General features: G+C 69.3%; 17 protein-coding genes, 1 tRNA gene and 1 riboswitch. Of the genes, 8 read left to right on the top strand and 10 right to left on the bottom strand.

Annotated elements, in window-relative coordinates:
* Positions 1 to 2: 2 nt before the first annotated feature.
* Genes ACFVYL_RS06300 through ACFVYL_RS06290 form a run of 3 tightly spaced genes read right to left on the bottom strand, consistent with a single transcriptional unit; the run spans position 3 to position 2628 of the window.
* Entirely contained in the window at positions 3 to 968 is a 966-nt protein-coding gene (locus ACFVYL_RS06300) for an ATP-binding cassette domain-containing protein (RefSeq protein WP_389713248.1), read from the bottom strand.
* A 6-nt stretch (positions 969 to 974) separates the two neighbouring features.
* On the bottom strand, positions 975 to 1814 hold the full coding sequence (locus tag ACFVYL_RS06295; protein WP_389713247.1) for an ABC transporter permease: 840 nt from the start codon (positions 1812 to 1814) through the stop codon (positions 975 to 977).
* The gene (locus ACFVYL_RS06290; protein WP_389713246.1) at positions 1807 to 2628 is read right to left on the bottom strand and encodes an ABC transporter permease; all 822 of its coding nucleotides are present in this window, start codon (positions 2626 to 2628) and stop codon (positions 1807 to 1809) included. Before ACFVYL_RS06290 ends, ACFVYL_RS06295 begins: the two co-directional genes overlap by 8 nt.
* A gap of 197 nt (positions 2629 to 2825) precedes the next feature.
* On the opposite strand from ACFVYL_RS06290, the gene ACFVYL_RS06285 reads away from it, so the two are divergent.
* Positions 2826 to 5333, top strand: coding sequence for a transglycosylase domain-containing protein (locus ACFVYL_RS06285; RefSeq protein ID WP_389713245.1), 2508 nt, complete (start codon positions 2826 to 2828; stop codon positions 5331 to 5333).
* Positions 5334 to 5358: 25 nt separating this feature from the next.
* Here ACFVYL_RS06285 and ACFVYL_RS06280 read toward each other — a convergent pair whose 3' ends face one another.
* From ACFVYL_RS06280 to ACFVYL_RS06270, 3 genes are all read right to left on the bottom strand, one after another.
* The gene (locus ACFVYL_RS06280; protein ID WP_389713243.1) at positions 5359 to 5679 is read right to left on the bottom strand and encodes a DMT family transporter; all 321 of its coding nucleotides are present in this window, start codon (positions 5677 to 5679) and stop codon (positions 5359 to 5361) included.
* Positions 5680 to 5725: 46 nt separating this feature from the next.
* Positions 5726 to 5791: riboswitch (guanidine-III (ykkC-III) riboswitch) on the bottom strand.
* A gap of 123 nt (positions 5792 to 5914) precedes the next feature.
* Positions 5915 to 6259: a GroES family chaperonin gene (locus ACFVYL_RS06275; RefSeq protein ID WP_389713242.1), complete on the bottom strand. Its 345-nt coding sequence runs from the start codon at positions 6257 to 6259 to the stop codon at positions 5915 to 5917.
* Positions 6260 to 6325: 66 nt separating this feature from the next.
* Positions 6326 to 6646, bottom strand: coding sequence for a DUF3618 domain-containing protein (locus ACFVYL_RS06270; protein ID WP_389713240.1), 321 nt, complete (start codon positions 6644 to 6646; stop codon positions 6326 to 6328).
* Between the two features lie 201 nt (positions 6647 to 6847).
* On the opposite strand from ACFVYL_RS06270, the gene bcp reads away from it, so the two are divergent.
* The 5 genes from bcp (at position 6848) to ACFVYL_RS06245 (ending at position 10408) form a co-directional block, all read left to right on the top strand.
* Positions 6848 to 7315: a thioredoxin-dependent thiol peroxidase gene (gene bcp, locus ACFVYL_RS06265; protein WP_389713239.1), complete on the top strand. Its 468-nt coding sequence runs from the start codon at positions 6848 to 6850 to the stop codon at positions 7313 to 7315.
* A 127-nt stretch (positions 7316 to 7442) separates the two neighbouring features.
* A complete protein-coding gene (proP, locus tag ACFVYL_RS06260) occupies positions 7443 to 8939 on the top strand; it encodes a glycine betaine/L-proline transporter ProP (protein ID WP_389713237.1) in 1497 nt (498 codons plus the stop codon).
* Positions 8940 to 9103: 164 nt separating this feature from the next.
* Positions 9104 to 9748, top strand: coding sequence for an HNH endonuclease (locus tag ACFVYL_RS06255; RefSeq protein WP_389713236.1), 645 nt, complete (start codon positions 9104 to 9106; stop codon positions 9746 to 9748).
* Entirely contained in the window at positions 9685 to 10269 is a 585-nt protein-coding gene (locus ACFVYL_RS06250) for an HNH endonuclease signature motif containing protein (RefSeq protein ID WP_389713235.1), read from the top strand. Before ACFVYL_RS06255 ends, ACFVYL_RS06250 begins: the two co-directional genes overlap by 64 nt.
* A 52-nt stretch (positions 10270 to 10321) precedes the next feature.
* Positions 10322 to 10408: transfer RNA gene (locus ACFVYL_RS06245), tRNA-Leu, on the top strand.
* A gap of 46 nt (positions 10409 to 10454) precedes the next feature.
* On the opposite strand, the gene rdgB is transcribed toward ACFVYL_RS06245, so the two are convergent.
* From rdgB to ACFVYL_RS06225, 4 genes are all read right to left on the bottom strand, one after another.
* Positions 10455 to 11057, bottom strand: coding sequence for an RdgB/HAM1 family non-canonical purine NTP pyrophosphatase (gene rdgB / locus ACFVYL_RS06240; protein WP_389713234.1), 603 nt, complete (start codon positions 11055 to 11057; stop codon positions 10455 to 10457).
* A gap of 37 nt (positions 11058 to 11094) precedes the next feature.
* Positions 11095 to 11490 (bottom strand): hypothetical protein, encoded by a 396-nt coding sequence (locus tag ACFVYL_RS06235; RefSeq protein ID WP_389713232.1) that lies wholly within the window; start codon positions 11488 to 11490, stop codon positions 11095 to 11097.
* 108 nt (positions 11491 to 11598) lie between these two features.
* The gene (gene rph / locus ACFVYL_RS06230; RefSeq protein ID WP_389713231.1) at positions 11599 to 12339 is read right to left on the bottom strand and encodes a ribonuclease PH; all 741 of its coding nucleotides are present in this window, start codon (positions 12337 to 12339) and stop codon (positions 11599 to 11601) included.
* A gap of 317 nt (positions 12340 to 12656) precedes the next feature.
* On the bottom strand, positions 12657 to 13013 hold the full coding sequence (locus tag ACFVYL_RS06225; RefSeq protein WP_389713229.1) for a glucose PTS transporter subunit EIIB: 357 nt from the start codon (positions 13011 to 13013) through the stop codon (positions 12657 to 12659).
* A gap of 143 nt (positions 13014 to 13156) precedes the next feature.
* On the opposite strand from ACFVYL_RS06225, the gene ACFVYL_RS06220 reads away from it, so the two are divergent.
* Together ACFVYL_RS06220 and ACFVYL_RS06215 are read left to right on the top strand one after the other, a co-directional pair.
* The gene (locus ACFVYL_RS06220; RefSeq protein WP_389713228.1) at positions 13157 to 14470 is read left to right on the top strand and encodes a PTS transporter subunit EIIC; all 1314 of its coding nucleotides are present in this window, start codon (positions 13157 to 13159) and stop codon (positions 14468 to 14470) included.
* A gap of 256 nt (positions 14471 to 14726) precedes the next feature.
* Complete coding sequence (locus ACFVYL_RS06215) at positions 14727 to 16004, top strand: PTS transporter subunit EIIC (protein ID WP_389713227.1); 1278 nt, start codon at positions 14727 to 14729, stop codon at positions 16002 to 16004.
* The last annotated feature ends 17 nt before the right edge of the window (positions 16005 to 16021 follow it).

Here is a 16021-nt window from a genome sequence, read left to right as displayed (position 1 = left end):
GCCTACGAGGTCGGCCTCTGTGCGTACATCTTGGCGATGACCGCCTCGATGTCCGGTTCCCTGACCGAGAGATCGGCCAGCGGGTAACGGGCCGCGATCCGCGCGACGAGCGGAGCGGCCGACTGGGACGCGGGGAAGGCGAGCCACTGCCGCGGCCCCGCCACCCTGACCACCCGCGCCGACTCGTCCTCGATGGCGGGGAGTTCGCGCTCCAGGTCGACGACCAGGGTGCGCTCGCTCTCGCCCACCTCGTGCAGCCCGGCCAGCGGACCGTCGTACATCAGGCGCCCGTGGTCGATGACCATCACGCGCTTGCAGAGCTGCTCGATGTCGGTCAGGTCGTGCGTGGTCAGGAGCACGGTCGTGCCGGACTCCTCGTTCAAGTCCCGCAGGAAACCCCGCACCTTGGCCTTGCTGATCACATCGAGGCCGATCGTCGGCTCGTCCAGGTACAGCACCTCGGGGTCGTGCAGGAGCGCCGCCGCGATGTCGCCGCGCATCCGCTGGCCGAGCGAGAGCTGGCGCACGGGGACGTCCAACAGGTCGGCGAGTTCGAGGAGTTCCACGCACCGGTCGAGGTTCTCGGCGAACCGCTTGTCCGGGACGCGGTACATCCGGTGCATCAGGCGGTAGGAGTCGATCAGCGGCAGGTCCCACCAGAGCGTGGTGCGCTGGCCGAAGACGACACCGATGCGCCGGGCGAGGCGGGTGCGCTCGCGGGAGGGGTCGATGCCCGCCACGCGCAGGCGCCCGCCGCTGGGGGTGAGAATCCCCGTCAGCATCTTGATCGTCGTCGACTTGCCCGCACCGTTGGGCCCGATGTAGCCGACCATCTCGCCGCGCGGCACGGTGAAGGAGATCCCGTCGACGGCCCGCACCTGGTGCCGTTCGCGCCGCAGGAAGCCGGTCTTCCTGCGGACGTCGAAGACCTTCTCGACACCGGTCAGCTCAATGAGGTCTGTTTCCACGGCGGTTCAGCTCCCGGTGCTGCGGTACGAACGGAGGCCGGCGCGCCAGGCGAGACCGGCCAGGGCGAGACACCCGACGGCCACCACCGGCGGCGCGAACGCCACCCACGTCGGCAGGTCGAGGGGGTAGGGCCGGCCGAGCACGTAAAGGGCGGGCAGCCAGTTGACGAAGGCGAGCGGCAGGACGAAGGTGACGCCGCGCAGCAGGTCCTTGGCGAAGACGGTCGGCGGGTACTGCAGCAGGGTGGTGCCGCCGTACGTGAACGCGTTCTGCACCTCGGCCGCGTCCTGCGCCACGAACTGGAAGGCGCCGCCCAGCACGAACACGGCCCCGAAGATGCCCGCGCCGCACACCAGCATCCCCGGCACCATCAGGACCTTCAGCGGGGTCCAGCCGATGTCCAGGACCACGAGCGCGTACCCGATGACGAGCACCCCCTGGGTGAGGCGGCCGACCCGGTGCAGCCCGAAGCGGTCGGCGGCGACCTGCGCGAGGACCGGGGCGGGCCGCACCAGGAGCGTGTCGAGCGTGCCGTCGCGCACCCGTCTGCCAAGACGGTCCATGGAGCCGATGACGAGGTCGGCGAGTCCGAACGCGGTGCACGAGATGCCGTAGAGGAAGGCGATCTCGGGCAGCGCGTAGCCGCCGAGCCGGTCCACCTGCGAGAACATCAGCAGGATGGCCAGGAAGTCGAAGGCGGTCACCGCGAAGTTGCCGAACGCGGTCAGCGCGAAGGAGACGCGGTAGGCCATGAGGGAGCGGATCCACATGGCGGAGATCAGCCGGTAGGCGCGCAGCCCCTCCCGCGCCTGCCCCAGCCGCCGCAGCCGTCGCGGCTCAGCCACCCTGGACCACCACCCGTCGCGTCGCCGCGGCCTGCAGCAGCCGCCCGGCCGTGAGCAGCGCCGCCGCCCAGCCGAGCTGGAAGGCGTAGAGGCGCAGCAGTCCGGTGCCGGAGTGCTCGCCGAGGAACACGTCGGCGGGCAGCTGGAGGAGCGCCGACCAGGGCAGCGCGCGGGCCACCTCGCCGAGCGCGCCGGGGAAGACGTTCAGCGGGAGCAGCATCCCGGAGAAGAAGGTGCCCGCGAGCATCGCCACCTGAAGGGTGCCCGCGCCGTCGAGGAGCCAGAACGCGGAGAGCGCCACCAGGTAGCGGAGCGCGAAGCCGACGACCGCGCCGAGGACGACGGCCACCAGGAACGCCGACCAGCGCAGCGCGTCCGGAGGCAGCGTCAGATCGAAGACGAGGGCGCCGAAGACCATCGGCAGTACGCCGCGGCCCAGCAGCTGGAAGGCGCCCCGGCCGAGGTCGGCCGCCAGCCACCAGAGCTGCAGGTCGGCGGGCCGGTAGAGGTCGACGGCGATGTCCCCGGTGCGGATCCGCTCGATCAGCTCGTTCTCGAATCCGCCGCCCATCAGTGCCATCGTGGTCAGCAGGCCCTGGCCCAGCCAGACGTAGGTGAGCGCCTGGGACTGGTCGTAGCCGCCCAGTCCCGGCCGCTCGTCCCACAGGGCCAGATAGGTGTACGCGAGAATGAGACCGAAGACGGAGTTGGTGAACACTCCGGCCGCGGTCGCCACCCGGTACGTGGCGTATCTGCGGAAGCTTCCCCCGGCGACGGCCGCGTACAAACGGAACCGTCCTGTACGCACATGCATCCCTTTCACCGTGAGCTCCGTCCCGGATCGGGCCAAAGCGCTGGAGCCTAGTGCGATCGGGGGCGCTCGTGCCAGGCATTTTCGGCGCGAGGGCGCGGCCTGGTCACGAACGCGTGTGGCCACGGTGTGCAATGGGGTGGCAATGGGGTTTACGAGGCGTACTGGACGTACGACGCTAACCGGGAGTTCCGCGAGACATGAGTGACGAGCCGCAGCAGCAGGGTTCTGCCGGGCGCCGGGGCTGGGCGCCCAGGGAGCCGCAGGACACGCCCGCCGGCGCACCGGCGGACACACCCGGACAGACGGCGGCGGCCGGGGCCGGTCAGGGCGGCGAGGGGGCGGGAGCCGGGACGGGAGCCGGGGCGGCCAAGGCCAAGAAGCCCAAGCGCCCCAAGCGCCCCAAGCGCAAGGGCTGGCGGCGGATCTTCCCGACCTGGCGCATGGTCCTCGGCGGCTTCATCCTGCTGGTCCTGCTGGTCGTCGGCGGCTTCATGGCGGGCTACATGCTCGTCGACATTCCCGCGGCGAACTCCGCGGCCACCAAGCAGAGCAACGTCTACCTGTACTCCGACGGCACCCAGATCGCCCGCGACGGCGAGGTCAACCGCGAGAAGGTGCCGCTCAAGCAGATCCCGCTCGTCGTCCAGCACGCCGCGCTCGCCGCCGAGGACCGCGACTTCTACGGCGAGTCCGCGGTCGACCCGAAGGCGATGCTCCGCGCGGCCTGGAACACCGTCACCGGCAAGGGCAAGCAGTCCGGCTCCACGATCACCCAGCAGTACGTGAAGAACTACTACCTGGGCCAGGAGCAGACGGTCACCCGCAAGGTGAAGGAGTTCTTCATCTCCATCAAGCTGGACCGCGAGGTGAGCAAGGACGACATCCTCGAGGGCTATCTGAACACCAGCTACTTCGGCCGCAACGCGTACGGCATCCAGGCCGCCGCCCAGGCGTACTACGGCGAGAACGTCCAGGACCTCTCCGCCGCCCAGGGCGCCTACCTCGCCACCCTCCTCAACTCCCCCAACGCGTACGACGTCGCCACGCACCCCGAGAACAAGCCGCGCGCGGCGGGCCGCTGGAACTACGTCCTGGACGGCATGGTCAAGGAGGGCTGGCTCAGCAAGGCCGACCGGGCGAAGACGAAGTTCCCGGTGCCCGACGAGGCCAAGGGCGCGGCGGGCCTGTCCGGGCAGCGCGGCTATGTCGTCAAGGCCGTCGAGGACTACCTCACCAGCAACAAGATCATCGAAGAGGACACCCTCGCCAAGGGCGGCTACCGCATCACCACGACCCTGCAGAAGGACCGTCAGGACGCCTTCAAGAAGGCCGTCGACGAACAGGTGATGTCCAAGGTCGACAAGGACGGCCGCAAGGCCGACCGCAACGTCCGCGCGGGCGGCGCCTCCATCGACCCGGAGTCCGGCAAGGTCGTCGCGATGTACGGCGGCATCGACTACACCAAGCAGTACGTCAACAACGCGACGCGGCGTGACTACCAGGTGGGCTCCACGTTCAAGCCGTTCGTCTTCACCTCCGCGGTGGAGAACGGCTCGGTCACCCAGGACGGCCGCCCGATCACCCCGAACACCGTCTACGACGGCACCAACAAGCGCCCCGTACAGGGCTGGAGCGGCGGCACGTACGCCCCCGAGAACGAGGACAACGTCGACTACGGCGACATCTCCGTGCGCACCGCCACCGACAAGTCCGTGAACTCGGTGTACGCGCAGATGGCCGTCGACGTCGGCTCCGACAAGGTCAGGGACACCGCGATCGACCTCGGCGTCCCGGAGAACACCCCGGACCTGACCGCGTCCCCCTCCATCGCGCTCGGCCCGTCCACCGCGAGCGTCCTCGACATGACCGAGGCCTACGCGACGCTGGCCAACCACGGCAAGCACGGCACGTACTCGCTCGTCGAGAAGATCACCAAGGACGGCGACGAGGTCGAACTGCCGGAGCAGAAGACCCAGCAGGCCGTGACCCGCGAGGCCGCCGACACCACCACCGCCATCCTGCAGAGCGTCGTCGAGGGCGGCACCGGCACGGCGGCGCAGGGCGCGGGCCGCCCGGCCGCGGGCAAGACCGGCACCGCCGAGAACGACACGGCCGCCTGGTTCGCCGGCTACACCCCCGAACTGGCGACGGTGGTCGCGGTGATGGGCCAGAACCCGGACACCGGCGCCCACACCCCGCTCTACGGAGCGCTCGGCGAGCCCCGCATCAACGGCGGCGCCTACCCGGCACGCGTCTGGGCGCAGTTCACCAAGGCGGCCCTGGAGGGCAAGCCGGTCACGGACTTCGACCTGGAGCTCGAACAGGGCGCCGATGAACCGCTGCCGCCGCCCGCCACCGCGACCGGCGGCGACGGAGACCCGGAGACCGGCGGCGGCACGGACGGCGGCCCCGACACCGGCGGCAACCAGGACACGGGCGGCACCACGAACGGCGGCCCGGACACCGGGGGCCAGAACGGCGGCCAGACGGGTGGCCCCGACACCGGCGGGCAGACCGGGGGCCAGACGGGCGGCCAGGACGGCGGAACGGCCGACGGCGGCCCCACGGACGGCGGCACCGACACCGGCGGGCCCACCGACGGCGGTGCCCAGGGCGGGCCGACCGACGGCGGCACCGCTACGGGAGGGCCCACCGACGGCGGCACCGACGACGGTGGCGCCCTCGGGGGCCTCACGGACGGGTAGCGGCCGGGCGGCGGGCGGCCGTGGCTCAGTGGCCGGAGGTCGCCTTCAGGCCGACCACGGCGACAAGGAGCAGACAGACGAAGAAGATCCGGGCGGCGGTGACCGGCTCACCCAGAATCACCATGCCGAGCACCGCCGCACCGGCGGCGCCGATGCCGACCCACACCCCGTAGGCCGTACCGATCGGCAGCGTCTTGGCGGCCTGCGACAGCAGCATCATGCTGGCCACGATGCCGGCCCCCGTGAACAGGCTCGGCCACAGGCGGGTGAAACCGTCCGTGTACTTCATCCCGATCGACCAGCCCACTTCGAGCAGACCGGCGACGATCAGCAGAACCCAGGCCATGACAGCACCTCCGACGAGCGGAACGCGAGAACGCGTTACTTGATGGGGTGCGTCGTCTTTGCAGAATCCCGGTACGGCGCGTCTCGTCGGGGTGCTTCCAAGGTAGCAAAGGCCGCACAAAAGGGGCTGGTGACGATGGTCACCAGCCCCTTCGAAGCGTTGTCGCGGGTCTGCGGCTACAGGTACGGGACCGCGGCTACAGGTACGGTCCCTCGGCTACAGGTACAGGCCCCGGCTACAGGTACAGCCCCGTCGAGTCCTCGGAGCCCTCGAACCGGTCGGCGGCCACGGCGTGCAGATCGCGCTCCCGCATCAGGACGTAGGCCACGCCCCGCACCTCCACCTCGGCGCGGTCCTCCGGGTCGTACAGGACCCGGTCGCCCGGCTCGACCGTACGCACGTTCTGCCCGACGGCCACCACCTCGGCCCAGGCGAGCCGCCGGCCCACGGCCGCGGTCGCCGGGATCAGGATGCCGCCGCCGGAGCGCCGCTCGCCCTCGCTGGTGTCCTGCCGCACGAGCACCCGGTCGTGCAGCATCCGGATGGGCAGCTTGTCGTCGTGGGGGTTCTTCTCGCTCACGCCCCAGAACCTACCTGTCCCGGCCGCCGCCGTGGTGTCCCGGGTCGGCGCTCACCCACCGCGGCCTCAGTCGCCGCGCCGCCGCGAGCTCACCACGAGGAGCCCCACGAGGCCCACGGCCACCAGGGCCACCGGCACGATGCGCTCGATGCGCGGCGCTCCGTCCTCGGTGACCAGCTGTCCGCGCATGTCCGAGACGAAGCGGTTCGCCCCGACATAGGCCCGGCCGAGCGTGTTGTCCACGCTCGACACGACCTTCGCCTTCGCGTCGCCGACGATCGTCTTCGGGTGGACGCGCACCCCGATCTCGTCGAGGGTCTCGGCCAACTGGTCGCGCCGGCGCTTGATGTCCGCCTCGATCTGCGCAGGGGTCCTGGCATCCGACACCGCGCTGCCTCCGTGGTCGTAGCTGATAACTGAACCGGTGATAACCGAACCGGTGATACGTGGAGCTCTACCGCTGTACCCCACAGTCTGTCAGCTTCGCGCTCACCGCACCCCACGGCACCCCTATTACGCTCGACTCCGTCACCACACCCCTTCCCGAAGCACCCGCTCCGGCGAAGCACCCGCGCGAGGAGACCGACCATGAGCGAGCGACTGCAGCCCGGCGACACCGCCCCCGCCTTCACCCTGCCCGACGCGGACGGCAAGGACGTCTCGCTGGCCGACCACAAGGGCCGCAAGGTCATCGTGTACTTCTACCCGGCCGCCCTCACCCCCGGCTGCACCAAGCAGGCCTGCGACTTCACGGACAACCTCGACGCGCTGGCCGCCGCCGGGTACGACGTCATCGGCGTGTCGCCGGACAAGCCCGAGAAGCTCGCGAAGTTCCGCGAGCAGGAGAACCTCAAGGTCACGCTGGTCGGCGACCCCGCCAAGGAGACCCTCGCGGCGTACGGCGCCTTCGGCGAGAAGAAGCTCTACGGCAAGACGGTGACCGGCGTGATCCGCTCGACCGTGGTCGTGGACGAGCAGGGCAAGGTCGAGCACGCGTTCTACAACGTCAAGGCGACGGGCCACGTGGCGAAGATCATCCGGGATCTCGGCGTCTGAGCCACCCCGCGCCACACCCTCCGCGCACTGTGACGAAGCCCCCCTCACGGGGGGCTTCCGTTTGCGTCGGCGATGTTGGAGCAAGTGATCCCAGGGGGTATGTACGAAGAACGAAAGGATCAACTCCATGGCGGCCCACGATGAGACCGAGACGGATACCGAGGCGGTAAAACGCCACCGGACCCTGTTCCGGGCCGTGCAGCGCCGCAGGAACCCGCCCCTGCGCCGCACCGACATCACCGTCACGGACGAAGCCGCGGTCAAGCGAGCCGTCAAAGCGGCCTCGCTCGGCAACGCCATGGAATGGTTCGACTTCGGCATCTACAGCTATCTGGCCGTCACCATCGGCCACGTCTTCTTCCCGTCCGGGAACGACACGGCGCAGCTGATCTCCTCCTTCGCCACCTTCGCGGTCTCCTTCCTGGTCCGGCCCATCGGCGGCATGGTGTTCGGCCCAATGGGCGACAAGATCGGCCGCAAGAAGGTCCTCGCGCTGACGATGATCATGATGGCCATCGGCACCCTCGCCATCGGCCTGATCCCGTCCTACGACAGCATCGGCTTCTGGGCCCCGGTCCTGCTGATCTTCTTCCGTCTCGTCCAGGGCTTCTCCACGGGCGGTGAGTACGGCGGCGCCTCCACCTTCATCGCCGAATACGCCCCCGACAAGCGGCGCGGCTACTTCGGCAGCTTCCTGGAGATGGGCACCCTCGCCGGCTACACCGGCGCGGCGGGCCTGGTGCTCATCCTCAACTCGGCCCTCGGCTCGGACACCATGGACTCCTGGGGCTGGCGCCTGCCGTTCCTCGTCGCGGGCCCGCTCGGCCTCGTCGGCCTCTACCTGCGGCTCAAGCTCGACGAGACCCCCGCGTTCCAGAAGATGGAGGACGCCACCTTCCACTCGGCGTCCGAGGGCGCCTCGACGGTGGAGTCGACGGCCAAGGGCGACCTGGCGAAGATCTTCCGCGACCACTGGCCCACGCTGGTCCTCTGCATCGCCCTGGTCGGCGCGTACAACGTCACCGACTACATGCTGCTGTCGTACATGCCGACCTACCTCTCCGACGAGCTAGGCTACGACGACTCCCACGGGCTGCTGATCCTCATCGGCACGATGGTCGTCCTGATGCTGATCATCACCCAGGTCGGCAAGCTCTCCGACCGCTTCGGCCGCAAGCCGCTCCTGATGAGCGGCATGGTCGGCTTCCTTGTCGTCTCGATCCCGGCCTTCCTCCTGATCAAGCAGGGCAGCCTGATCGCGGTCTCGGCCGGCATGCTCCTGCTCGGTCTCTCCCTGGTCTGCCTCCTCGGCACGATGTCGGCGACCCTGCCCGCCCTCTTCCCCACCTCCGTCCGCTACGGCTCCCTCTCCGTCGGCTACAACCTCTCCGCCTCCCTCTTCGGCGGCACCGCGCCCCTGGTCATCACGTCCCTGATCAGCATCACGGGCACGGACATGGTCCCGGCGTACTACTCGATGGCCGCGGCGGTCGTCGGCGTCATCGCGGTGGCCTGCATGAAGGAGACGGCCCAGAAGCCGCTGTCCGGCTCGCCGCCGTCGGTGGAGACGAAGGAGGAGGCGGCGGAGATGGTCGAGGCCCAGGCCGCGGCTCCGAAGTTCTGACTCCCCTCCCTCCCGTCTCCCTTCCGTCTCCCTTCCGTTCCGGGAACGGCCCGCCCCACTCCAAGTGAGGCGGGCCGTTCCGCATATCGGGCGTGACGGTCCGATTGTCGGTTCGTTACTCCGTACGAGGCTGCGAACGGGTGGCCGGATGCGGAGGGGGAACGATGCCGGTGAGTCCGTACACCAGGGAGCGGCTGGCGGAGGCTGCCAGTTCGTCGCGGACGCTGTCCGAGGCACTGAGGAAGCTGGGGGTGGACCCCAAGTGCCCGACACGGAAATACCTCCGTGCACGGCTGAAGAAGCTGGGCGTCGATACGTCGCACTTCGAGCGGGAGGGGACGAGGTGGACCAAGGAAGTCCTTGAACCAGCCGTAGCAGCGTCCTTGAGCGTGAACGACGTGCTGCGGCACCTGGGGATCGAGATCGTGGGTGGGCACCACACGAACATCACCCGCCGGATCAAGGCGTATGGGATCGACACTTCGCACTTCGCACCCCCTGCGCGCACGGGGGACACCATGCGCGACAACCGCCGCAGACGCACACCTGCAGAGATCCTGGTCGAGAACTCGGACAGGCGCACGCCCAGCACGCGGCTCAAGTGGGCCCTGACCGAACTCGGCGTGGCCGAGCGGTGCGTGTTGTGCGGAACCGAGCCGCTGTGGCGTGGACGCCCACTGCCGCTTGAGGTGGACCACATCGACGGCAATTGGCGCGACAACCGCATCGAGAACCTGCGCTTGCTATGCCCCAACTGCCACTCGGCCACGGACACCTATCGGGGCCGCGGCAAAGGGCGTCGGCCATGAACGGGCCCATGCCACGTCGCCGTCGCGGTGGGCCGTATCCAAAACCGGCGGCCACCGAGCTGCGGCGAGCGGTCGCCGAGAACGTTACGGTCGCGGGAACGCTGCGTTCTCTGGGCAAACCGGAGAATGGTCGACTGCGAGCCCTGCTACGTCAGTGGGTCGAGGAGGACGGGCTCGACACGGCCCACTTCCTTGGCCAGGCCCATCAGCGAGGCAGACCCGGTCCGACGCCCGTAAGAACAGCTGCGGATGTACTCATCAAACACGGGAGGCCACACCGCACGAGAACAGTCCTGCTGCGCCGCGCCCTGCGCGAGGTCGGCGTCCCCGAGAACTGCGACGAGTGCGGGACCCCTCCCGAGTGGGCCGGAAATCCCATGACGCTGGAAATCGATCACATCAACGGTGACTGGAGCGACGATCGACGCGAGAACCTGCGGCTGCTGTGCCCCAACTGCCACGCGGTGACGACCACTTGGTGCCGGGGCGGTCGCAGAGCCGGACAGGGCGGTAGCCCCTGATACCCGGCGCGTTTCGCCCCGGACGCCAGACGGATACGATGACTTCCAGTCGGCGGCCGTTGCTGAATTGGTATAAGCGCGACACTTAGGATGTCGTGGGAGAAATCCCATGTGGGTTCGAGTCCCACCGGCCGCACCAGCCAGAAGGGTGCCTCGTCCATCGGCGAGGCACCCTTCAGTGCTGCTCAGCCCAGCAACTCCCGCACCACCGGCACCAACCCCCGGAACGCCTCCCCGCGATGGCTGATCGCGTTCTTCTCCGCAGGACTCAGCTCCGCGCACGTGCGCGACTCGCCCTCCGGCTGGAGGACCGGGTCGTAGCCGAAGCCGCCCGTGCCCGAGGGGGCGGAGCGCAGGGTGCCGCGGAGTTGGCCCTCCACCACCCGTTCCGTGCCGTCCGGCAGGGCCAGTGCCGCCGCGCAGGCGAAGCGGGCGCCGCGGTGTTCGGGGGCGATGTCGCCCAGCTGGGCCAGGAGCAGGTCCAGGTTGGCGCGGTCGTCGCCGTGGCGGCCTGCCCAGCGGGCGGAGAAGATGCCGGGGGCGCCGCCGAGGACGTCGACGCAGAGGCCGGAGTCGTCGGCGACGGCGGGCAGGCCGGTGGCCTTGGCGAGGGCGTGGGCCTTGAGGAGGGCGTTCTCGGCGAAGGTGACGCCGGTTTCCTTGACGTCGGGGATCTCGGGATACGCGTCCGCGCCGACGAGCTCGTGGGCGAGGCCCGCGTCGGCGAGGATCGCCCGCAGTTCCGTGATCTTGCCGGCGTTACGGGTGGCGAGGATGAGGCGGGTCATGCCCCCCAGTATCCCGGGGAGCCGACCGCGCCCGTCATCACGGCGTGCAGACCTTGGTGAGTTCGCCCGCCGCGTCGGTGACCGGGCCGACGTCGGGGGTGGAGTCCCCGTTCTTGATGGACCGGCGGACGTTGTCGACGGCTTCGTCGAGGTCGTCGACGGCCTTGTTCACGTCGGTGTCGTCGGTCTTCTCACCGATCTTGTCGAGGTTCTTGCCGATGTCGTCGAGCGCGCGGTCCGCCTCGGCGGGGTTGTCGCCGGCGTTCTCGACGGCCTGCTGGAGGTCGGTGACGCTGTCGGCGATGGTGTCCGCGGTCTGGACGCAGTCCAGGGCCTTGGAGACCGCGTCGCAGCCGACGAGGCCGGCGCCGGCCGGGATGACGATCAGTGCCGTGACGACGGCGGTGGCGATACGACGGTGGCGCGCGGCCATGGTTCGGTCCCTCCCCGGGTACGTACGGACGCGCGGTTCTGCCCGTGCGCCCGTACTCCTAATAACGTCCGTCGAGGGGTGGTTGGTTGCCTGCCGTACCCCAGTTGGTCAGCGCGTCGCTTCGAGCGCCTCGCGCTGGAAGGCGGCGAGGTCCTCGCAGCCGCCGACGGCGAGGTCGAGGAGGGCGCTCAGTTCCTTGCGGGCGAAGGGCTCGGCTTCGGCGGTGCCCTGGACCTCGACGAAGCGGCCGTCGCCGGTGCAGACGACGTTCATGTCGGTGTCGGCCCTGACGTCCTCCTCGTAGCAGAGGTCGAGGAGCGGCACGCCGCCGACGATGCCGACGGAGACGGCGCTGACGGTGCCGGTGAGGGGCTGGCGGCCGTGCTTGATCAGCTTCTTGCCCTGGGCCCAGGTGACGGCGTCGGCGAGGGCGACGTAGGCACCGGTGATGGCGGCGGTGCGGGTGCCGCCGTCGGCCTGGAGGACGTCGCAGTCCAGGACGATGGTGTTCTCTCCGAGTGCCTTGTGGTCGACGACGGCGCGGAGTGAGCGGCCGATGAGGCGGCTGATCTCGTGGGTGCGGCCGCCGATCTTGCCGCGGACGGCTTCGCGGTCGCCGCGGGTGTTGGTGGAGCGGGGCAGCATCGAGTACTCGGCGGTGACCCAGCCTTCGCCGCTGCCCTTGCGCCAGCGCGGGACGCCTTCGGTGACGGAGGCGGTGCAGAAGACTTTGGTGTCGCCGAAGGAGATGAGGACGGAGCCCTCGGCGTGCTTGCTCCAGCCGCGTTCGATGGTGACGGGGCGGAGCTGTTCGGGGGTGCGGCCGTCGATGCGGGGCGTTGAGGACATGCGTTGAGCCTAGCCTTTGCGCGGGGCCGGATTCCGCCGCACGTGGGGCTGCGCCCCCAGCCCCCCTTTGTCGCGCTTCGCGCTCGTCCTCAAACGCCGGACGGGCTGAGGAGCGCGCGCCGGACCGGCTGAGGAGCGCACGAGGGGTCCCGTCCACTGCTGTGGGGGGGCCCCCCCCCCCCCCCCCTTTGTCCCCTCTGCCCCCCCCCCACAAAACCCGGCCGGGCTTGGTCTGCCCCCGCCGCCCGGGTTCCGTCCCCCCCTGGGGGCCCGCCCAAGGGGTTGGCCCGGCACCCCTCGGCCGTGAGTTCAGGAACTCACATCATGTCTTCGATGTCGGCGGCGATCGGGTCGGCGTCGGTGCCGATGACGACCTGGATCGCGGTGCCCATCTTGACGACGCCGTGGGCGCCGGCGGCCTTCAGCGCGGCGTCGTCGACCAGGGCGGGGTCCTTGACCTCGGTGCGGAGGCGGGTGATGCAGCCCTCGACCTCTTCGATGTTGTCGATGCCGCCGAGCCCGGCAACGATCTTCTCAGCCTTGCTGGCCATGGTGTTCTCCCTGTTGTTCTCGCGGCTGTGAGGTCCGGGGTCGCTCCCGGGGGTGCAGCCATAGGACGCGGCGTTCGACCCAACGTCGGTCCGCTTTGTCACGGTAACGCACGGTTGGACCATCTTCGCGGGCGGTTACGGCAGTCGTACCCAATGATGACGATCAAGGTGCCGCCCCTCACCGGACGGCACTCCCACCGTTCCGCAACTGGTCTACACCAGTTTTCAACGACCGCCAAACCTGGCTTGTTCCGGGAGGGACGCCGATGAGTTCCCCAGCCGCAGCGGTGCCGCAGAAGAAGTGGTGGAACGGCCTGTTCCAGGGGCTGCAGAAGATGGGCCGCAGCCTTCAGCTGCCCATCGCGGTCCTCCCCGCCGCGGGCATCCTGAACCGCCTCGGCCAGCCCGACGTGTTCGGCGACGACGGTCTCGGCTGGACGAACGTGGCCAAGGTCTTCGCGGCGGCGGGCGGTTCGCTGCTCGACTCCACCCTTGGCCTGCCGCTGCTGTTCTGCATCGGCGTCGCGATCGGCATGGCGAAGAAGGCGGACGGCTCCACCGCGCTCGCGGCGGTCACGGGCTTCCTCGTCTACTACGCGGTGCTCCGCGCCTTCCCCGAGGACTGCCCGCAGGACACCACGTTCGGCGCCGCGGGCATGTGGAGCGGGGTGTGCGTGGCCGAGGACGGGACGGTCGCGCAGGCCGCGTACCAGAATCCGGGGGTCTTCGGCGGCATCGTGATGGGCCTGCTCGCCGCCTGGTTCTGGCAGCGCTACCACCGGGTGAAGCTGGTGGACTGGCTCGGCTTCTTCAACGGCCGCCGCCTCGTGCCGATCATCATGGCCTTCGTCGGCCTGGTCTTCGCGGGTCTCTGCGTGTGGATCTGGCCGCCCATCGGTGACGCGCTGACCAGCTTCTCCAAGTGGCTCGTCGACCTCGGCTGGCTGGGCTCGGGCATCTTCGGCGTCGCCAACCGCGCACTGCTCACGGTCGGCCTGCACCAGTTCCTGAACACGTTCGTCTGGTTCCAGTTCGGCGACTACACGAAGCCGGACGGCACGATGGTGCACGGCGACATCAACCGGTTCCTCGCGGGCGACCCGACGGCGGGCCAGTTCACCTCGGGTTTCTTCCCGATCATGATGTTCGCGCTGCCCGCGGCGGCCCTCGCGATCACGCACTGCGCGCGCCCGGAGCGCCGCAAGGTGGTCGGCGGCCTGATGCTCTCGGTCGGCCTGACGTCGTTCGTCACGGGCATCACCGAGCCGATCGAGTACTCGTTCCTCTTCATCGCGCCCCTGCTGTACGCGCTCCACGCGGTGCTCACCGGCGTGTCGATGGCGGTGACGTGGGCGCTGGGCGTGAAGGACGGCTTCAGCTTCTCCGCGGGGCTGATCGACTACGTCATCAACTGGAGTCTCGCGACCAAGCCATGGCTGATCATCCCGATCGGGCTGTGCTTCGCCGTCGTGTACTACGCGCTATTCCGCTTCGTCATCACGAAGTTCGATCTGCACACCCCGGGACGTGAACCGGAGGAGGAGGCAGAGGCCTTGGACAGGGAGCAGACGAAGGCGTAACTTCCGGAGCGAGGAGGCTCCTCGCGTTCCGCTTACCGGCCCTCGGACCCTCGGTCCGGGGGTCTTTGGTCTGTCATATCCGGATATGGCCGAGCCCACAGGAATCGCGGGTTCCTTACGTCACCTTCACCGTGCTACAACAGGTCTACACCACTAATTGGTGTAGACCACGCGGCCTTCTCGCCGCGTCCCCCGGAGACGCCGCCGTCCCCCACTTACCTGTCCCCAGGCGGCGCCTTGCCCACTGGAGGAAGTTGTGTCCACGGCCAGTTCCGCTCCTGCGGCCGACAAGAAGAAGGGCGCCGGCGTGATGGCTGTCATGCAGCGCATCGGCCGCAGCCTCATGCTGCCGGTCGCCGTGCTGCCCGCCGCAGCCCTCCTGGTCCGTTTCGGCCAGGACGACATGCTCGGCAAGGAGTCCTTCCCGACCTTCATCAACAAGCTCGCGAGCTACATGGCGGCGGGCGGCGGCGCGCTGCTCGACAACATGGCGCTGCTGTTCTGCGTCGGCATCGCGATCGGCTTCGCGAAGAAGTCGGACGGCTCGACGGCCCTCGCGGCCGTGACCGGCTACCTGGTCTTCCAGAAGGTGCTCGCCACCTTCACGGACAAGAACCTGCCGAAGGTCGCCTCCGTCGTGGACGGCAAGATAGTCATGAACGAGGCGCCGGTGAACGCCGGTGTGCTCGGCGGCGTGGTCATGGGCATCATCGTCGCCCTGCTCTACCAGAAGTTCTACCGGACCAAGCTGCCCGACTGGGCCGGCTTCTTCGGCGGCCGCCGTCTCGTCCCGATCCTGTCCGCCTTCGCGGGTCTGGTCGCGGGCATCGTCTTCGGTCTGATCTGGCCGGTCCTCGGCACCGGCATCCACAACTTCAGTGAGTGGCTGGTCGGTTCGGGCGCCGTCGGCGCGGGTGTCTTCGGTGTCGCCAACCGCGCGCTGATCCCCGTCGGCATGCACCACCTCCTGAACTCCTTCCCGTGGTTCCAGGCGGGCACGCACACCGACGGCGGCGTGGACTACCACGGCGACATCGCGCGCTTCCTGCACCACGACCCGAGCGCGGGCCAGTTCATGACCGGCTTCTTCCCGATCATGATGTTCGCCCTCCCGGCCGCCTGCCTCGCGATCGTGCACTGCGCCCGTCCCGAGCGCCGCAAGGTCGTCGGCGGCATGATGTTCTCCCTCGCGGCCACCGCGTTCGTGACCGGTGTGACCGAGCCGATCGAGTTCACCTTCATGTTCATCGCGCCGGTCCTGTACGCGATCCACGCGGTGCTCACCGGTGTCTCCATGGCGCTGACCTGGGCGCTCGGCATGAAGGACGGCTTCGGCTTCTCGGCCGGCGCGGTCGACTTCCTGTTGAACCTCGGCATCGCGAAGAACCCGTGGGGCCTGGCCCTTGTCGGCCTCTGCTTCGCGGCGGTCTACTACGTGGTCTTCCGCTTCGCGATCACCAAGTTCAACCTCCCGACGCCGGGCCGCGAGTCCGACGAGGAGCTCGCCGAGCTCCAGAAGGCCGAGGGCAAGTAGCCTCCGCCGCACCTGAG

It is taken from the genome of Streptomyces sp. NPDC058308 (assembly GCF_042880275.1).
In the GTDB taxonomy this organism is placed as follows: domain Bacteria; phylum Actinomycetota; class Actinomycetes; order Streptomycetales; family Streptomycetaceae; genus Streptomyces.
The sequence above is the reverse complement of the archived record's forward strand: the minus strand, read 5'-3'. Positions and strand labels throughout refer to the sequence as shown.